The 5,951-nt window shown below is 42.6% G+C and carries 5 protein-coding genes; all 5 read left to right on the top strand.

Annotation, left to right across the window (positions count from 1 at the left end; all coding sequences use genetic code 11):
- A partial coding sequence (gene ptsP / locus PG840_RS16265; protein ID WP_270613885.1) for a phosphoenolpyruvate--protein phosphotransferase occupies window positions 1-1,092 on the top strand: 1,092 nt, incomplete at its 5' end.
- A 241-nt stretch (window positions 1,093-1,333) separates the two neighbouring features.
- Complete coding sequence (locus tag PG840_RS16260; protein ID WP_008368484.1) at window positions 1,334-2,170, top strand: PRD domain-containing protein; 837 nt, start codon at window positions 1,334-1,336, stop codon at window positions 2,168-2,170.
- Window positions 2,171-2,273: 103 nt separating this feature from the next.
- On the top strand, window positions 2,274-3,758 hold the full coding sequence (locus PG840_RS16255) for a carboxypeptidase M32 (protein ID WP_055158218.1): 1,485 nt from the start codon (window positions 2,274-2,276) through the stop codon (window positions 3,756-3,758).
- 25 nt (window positions 3,759-3,783) lie between these two features.
- Window positions 3,784-5,028, top strand: coding sequence for an aminopeptidase P N-terminal domain-containing protein (locus PG840_RS16250; RefSeq protein ID WP_117824789.1), 1,245 nt, complete (start codon window positions 3,784-3,786; stop codon window positions 5,026-5,028).
- Window positions 5,029-5,101: 73 nt separating this feature from the next.
- Window positions 5,102-5,803, top strand: a complete 702-nt coding sequence (locus PG840_RS16245; protein ID WP_270613884.1) for a hypothetical protein — start codon at window positions 5,102-5,104, stop codon at window positions 5,801-5,803.
- Window positions 5,804-5,951: the final 148 nt, after the last annotated feature.

Below are 5,951 nucleotides of genomic sequence, written 5' to 3'. Positions count from 1 at the left end.
TTTGCAACCATGTACGGATCAGCAAATTCCCATACGGCAATCCTTGCAAGGACTATGAACATCCCAGCCGTTATTGGTCTGGGAGAAGGGCTTGCAAAAGAATATGACGGACATATGGCAGCCATCGACGGCTTTACCGGAACCATCTATATAGATCCGGATGAAGAGACCATGAAGGTCATGACCGAAAAGCGCGAAGAAGACCGCAGACAGAAAACACTTCTGGAAGAACTGAAGGGCAAAGAGAATGTCACCCTTTCCGGACAGAAGATCAATGTCTATGCGAATATCGGTAATCTTTCCGATGTGGGCGCCGTACTTAAAAATGATGCAGGAGGGATCGGACTTTTCCGAAGTGAGTTCCTGTATCTGGAAAGCGAAGATTTCCCGACCGAAGAACAGCAGTTCCAGGTATACAAACAGGTTGCAGAAAATATGGCAGGCAAAAAGGTCATTATCCGTACCCTGGATATCGGAGCAGACAAGCAGGTGGATTACTTTGGACTTGACAAAGAAGAGAACCCGGCACTGGGATACCGGGCAATCCGTATCTGCCTGACAAGACCGGAGATCTTCAAGACCCAGCTTCGTGCCTTGTACCGGGCATCTGCTTACGGACAGATCGCCATTATGTTCCCGATGATCATTTCGGTAAAAGAAGTGAAGCAGATCAAGGTGATCATCGAAGAGGTCAAAGAAGAGCTTCGTGAGGCAAAGATCCCGTTCCGTGAGGATGTGGAACTGGGAATCATGATTGAGACACCGGCTGCCGTTATGATGAGCCGTGAGCTTGCAAAAGAAGTGGATTTCTTCAGCGTAGGGACCAATGATCTGACCCAGTACACGCTGGCAATCGACCGTCAGAACCAGAAGCTGGATGCCTTCTACGATCCGCACCACCCGGCAGTCCTTGCAATGATCCGCATGGCAGCCGAAAATGCCCACGCAGAAGGCAAATGGATCGGAATCTGCGGCGAACTCGGAGCTGACCTCGAACTGACAGAAGAATTCTTAAGCATGGGATTAGACGAATTATCCGTATCCCCTGCAATGGTACTTCCGCTCAGAAAGAAGATCCGGGAAACCAAATAAAATCTATTCACAGATTTTGTGATAATCACATCAAAAACATCAAACAAACTTACGGGGCTAAGCACGATTCATCGTGCAACAGCCCCGTTTTGCTTTTATTTGTTTTTTGCGGAAGCTATTTCACACCCGTCAGAAAACAGCCAAATTTGCGTTCCCTTTTTCTCAACCTTTTTTTGACTTTCCCCTCATTCTCTGCTAGGATAAAATCAGAACTTAAAACTCGTCTTCGGGGGAATCAGATATGTACAGAGTAAGCAAAATTTTGAATAATAATGGCGTGATCGCAATCAATACAGAGGATAACCAGGAATACGTCCTTCTCGGTAAAGGAATTGGCTTTGGAAAGAAGGTCAGTCAGCGTTTTGAAGTGACAGAAGATACAGCAACTTACCGCCTGACCGAACAGACAGACAGAGGATCTGCCAAATCTCTGGTGCAGGAGATGGATCCGGAATTTCTGGAAATTGCAGATGAGGTGATCCGGGAAGCAGAAAAAGTTTTTGGGAAAGTAGACCGCCGGATCATGATCCCGCTGGCAGATCATATCTCCTTTGCTGTTTCGCGAATCCGGAATCAGGAGCAGATCAGCAATCCACTGACAGATGATATCAGAGTACTTTTTCATAATGAATTTCAAGCAGCATCCGTGCTCAGAGATATTTTGCAGAAGAGAATGCAGATCACGATCGATGAGCATGAAATCGGATACGTGGCACTTCACATTCATTCAGCAATCGAGGATGAAAAAGTGTCTGTGGCAATGCAGACGGCCCGTGCAGTGAGAGAATGTATTGAGATGATCGAAAAAGAAACAGGAAAAAAGATCGATGTGATCTCGCTTTCCTATAATCGTCTGATGAACCATATCAAATATATGGTAGCACGTGCTATGACGGGGGAGGATCTTCGTATCAATATGAATGAATATATAGAATCCAAATTTCCGGAAGCGTATATGACTGCAAAAAAAGTCTGCGATATGCTCGGAAAGAGTATTGGAAAAGAACTTGATGAGATGGAAATCGGGTATCTGGCAATGCATATCGAACGAATCTACAGTGAAGAAATAAAGGCATAACAGAGGAACCGGCTTTTGCCAAAAGATTGACACTACGGGGAAACAAATGGTATAATCGGACCAAAGTTTGAACATTAGTCTAAGGAGAAAGGTTGGTACGGTAATGGCTACAAAAGAACAGATGGAAAAGGTGAAGGATATTGTTGTGAAACTCCGTTATCTGGAGTGTATGGATAATATCATTTACTATGACAGATGGAATAACTGCCCGAAGGATGGATTTGATTATGAAGGGAAAGTCGGAGCATATCTGACAGAGCTTTCTAATGAGAAACTGACAAGCAAAGAGACAAAAGAACTGGTAGAGTCACTGGAAGGAGAGACAGCTTTTGATTCAGATACAGACAAAGGTATGGTACGTTATCTGATCGGAAAATATAAAGAAGCAGTACAGATTCCGGCAAGCCTGCAGGGAGAATTGAATCAGGCAAATGCAGATGGACAGCTGGCATGGGGAAAATGCTATGAGGCAGATGATTTTGAAAGCTTTAAGCCGGTACTGAAAAAACAGTTTGATTTACAGGAGAAGATAGCAACAGCGATCAATCCGGATGAAAAACCATATCAGGTTCTGGTGAACCGGTTTGATAAGGATTATCGTCTGGAAGAGATTGATGCAATTTTGGCAAAAATCAAAGATGCTGTCTGCGAAATTTTAAATGCGGTAAGAGAAGAACAGAGTAAGATTGATGATTCCATTCTGGAATGTGAAGCAGATCATGATACAGTACTTCGTATTGTGAAGAAAGCGCAGGAGATCCTGGGACTTGATAAAGATAAGAGTACTTTATTTGAGATCCATCATCCGGTATGTGTCTGCACCGGACCTCGTGATTCCAGACCCTCCACAAACTGTGATGAGCTGATCCATGCGATTCTGGCAGTGGTTCATGAGACCGGACACGGACTCTATAATTATAATGCGAACGATGAGGTCGCAGAAAGCGGACTCTGGGGCGGAATTGAAGGTGCAATGCATGAATCCCAGTCCAGATTCTACGAGAATCATGTAGGAAGAACCAGAGAGTTCTGGGAGAACCTGTACCCATATCTGCAGAAGGAAGTTCCAAAATACAAAGAGATTTCTCTGGATACATTCCTTGCGGCACTCAATAAAGTAAAACCGGGACTGATCCGTCTGAAAGCGGATGAGCTTACCAATACCCTGCATATCATCATCCGTTACGAAATTGAAAAAGAATATTTCGATGGAAAACTGACAGTGGATACAATTGAAGAAGCATGGAACAGAAAATATCAGGAATATCTGGGATTTACTCCAAAGAATCATCAGGAAGGAATCCTGCAGGATGTGCACTGGGCTTCAGGATGTGTAGGATATTTTCAGGGATATGCACTTGGAGATGCTTACGCAGCACAGTTTGCTCATAAGCTTCTTGCTGATTGTCCGGATGCATTTGAAAAGCTGGGAAAAGGAGATTCATCTGTAATTGGAAACTGGTTAAAAGAACATATTCACCAGTACGGACAGACCTATTCTGCGCGCGAGATGCTCAAAAAAGCAACAGGAGAAGAGCTGAATACCGGTTATTATATTGAATATCTGAAAGAAAAATATTTACACTAAGCGCAGAGGGCAGGAGGATTGGCCAATGAATAAAGAATTTTACGCAGGAAATCGTAAGAGCCTGTATCAGAAACTTGAAGCGGGATCTTTGGTGGTTGTATTCAGCGGACATGCACCGATCAAGACCAATGATGAGAATTATCCGTTTTTTACAAATCGTAACTTTTTGTATCTGACAGGAATTGAGCAGGAAAATATTGTACTGATGGCTTATGTCGGAGAGGGAACAATTGAAGAAACTCTGTATCTTCTTCCACCGGATGCATTTGCAGAACGCTGGACCGGAAGACGTATAAAAGAAGAGGAAGCAGAAGAACTTTCCGGAATTACGAATTACAAATATGTGGCAGCATTCCGGAATGATTTTTCCAGACAATTATTTTCTGGCAATGTTAAGAAAGTTTATCTTGATTTTGACAAGGTTTATGAAAATACGCCGGCAGTAGAAGCATACCGCCTTGGCAAGTATCTGAAAGAACATGCTCCGTTTGTTGGACTTGGCAACCTTCATCCGATCATGAAACAGCTTCGCCTGATCAAGAAACCATGTGAGATTGAGGCAATGAAGAAAGCGGAAACGATCACAAAGGCCGGAATCGAAGCAATGATGAAAGCATCTAAACCGGGAATGTACGAATACCAGTATAAAGCAGAATTTGATTATGCACTGGCTCAGAGGGGAGTGCTTTCACCAGGATTTCCGTCTATCATTTCATCAGGAAAGAACAACTTTAAAATTCATTACTATGATTATCGCGGACAGGCACAGGATGGAGATATGATCCTGAATGACGTTGGTGCTGTATGGGATTATGAGATCAACGATGTATCCAGGGCATTTCCGTGCAATGGAAGATTTAATGACCGTCAGAAATTGCTTTATGAGTGCATTTACAATACTTCAGAATATATGTTCAGTACACTGAAACCGGGTGTACCGCTTCTGGATGTGGATAAGATCATCCGTAAATATACATTTGAACAGTTAAAAGAAGCAGGAGTATGCAAAAATTTTGAAGATATTGGGACTTACATGTGGCACGGTGGAGCACATCATGTTGGATTTGATGTACATGACGTGGTAGAAGGAAGCGGACTTGCTGTACCGGGTGTTGTATTCTGTGTAGATATCGGTGTTTATCATGAAGAATGGGGCATTGGATTCCGTCTGGAAGATAATTGCCTGATCACAGAAGATGGATGTGAAAATCTGTCAAGAGCAATTCCGAGACAGATCGATGAGATTGAAGCATTTATGGGACGCAGATAAATAGAAAACAGGGAAAGAGGGAGCTGTATAGAAAATTACGGTTCCCTTTTCCTGAAATATGGAGAGCCAGGATATGGAAAATAGAAAATCACGGAAAAGTACATTTCTTTATGTAATACTATTAACTTTATGTGTACCACTTGCATATGTATATCTTATTCTTGTTACGGGACTGCTGGATAAAATCCAGGAGGGGCATATCGGATTAATGTTGATGATTGTGTTTCTTCCACTGTTTTTTTATTGGGGACTTGTGGCAGTTGTGGGAATCATAAATATTGGACAGTCATTTAAGATATACAAAACGGGAAATCCGATTGAATGCGTGAACCGTATGCTGATCCATAAATATGGGCTGGTTGTCTTTTTCTGTGTGAATTTTCTGGTTCTGTTCATTTATTATTTTTTCATAAGTATGGCAGTGCTGGTAGGAAGCCGGGGAGCCGCGATAATCTTTGCTCCGGTATTGCTGCCGTGGCTGATTGCAGCAGTCGTTTTTTCGGTTGGTGCAACATGGCTTGCTATTTTACCGGGAAGCTTTTATGGGATCCAGGTGATCCGTATGACCTATAAAAGTGGGAAAATAGGGTTTGCCGAAGCAGTTGTACATACGGTATTCCAGTTTTTCTTTCTGTTTGATGTGTTGGATGCAATGTATCTTGCAACGGAAAAATGGGGAAGAGGGAAAAAGAGTTCTGCAATTATTGGGTGTGTGTATCTGGTTGCAGTTTTTGCAACCATATATCTGATAATTAAAATGAAATCAATGTTTTAAAATACAAGCAGTTGTATCAGAGTGTTGGTACGGCTGCTTTTTGTAAATGTGAAATGAAAAAGGAAATGGAAAGGCAAATGGAAGGGGATGTTCAGCCGAGCCATTCGCAAAAGCATGTTAAATTGATGTCAGAATATTCTGAATTGCG

It is taken from the genome of Coprococcus sp. AM97-35, from assembly GCF_027697525.1.
Taxonomy (GTDB): Bacteria; Bacillota; Clostridia; order Lachnospirales; family Lachnospiraceae; genus Allocoprococcus; species Allocoprococcus comes.
The sequence above is the reverse complement of the archived record's forward strand: the minus strand, read 5'-3'. Positions and strand labels throughout refer to the sequence as shown.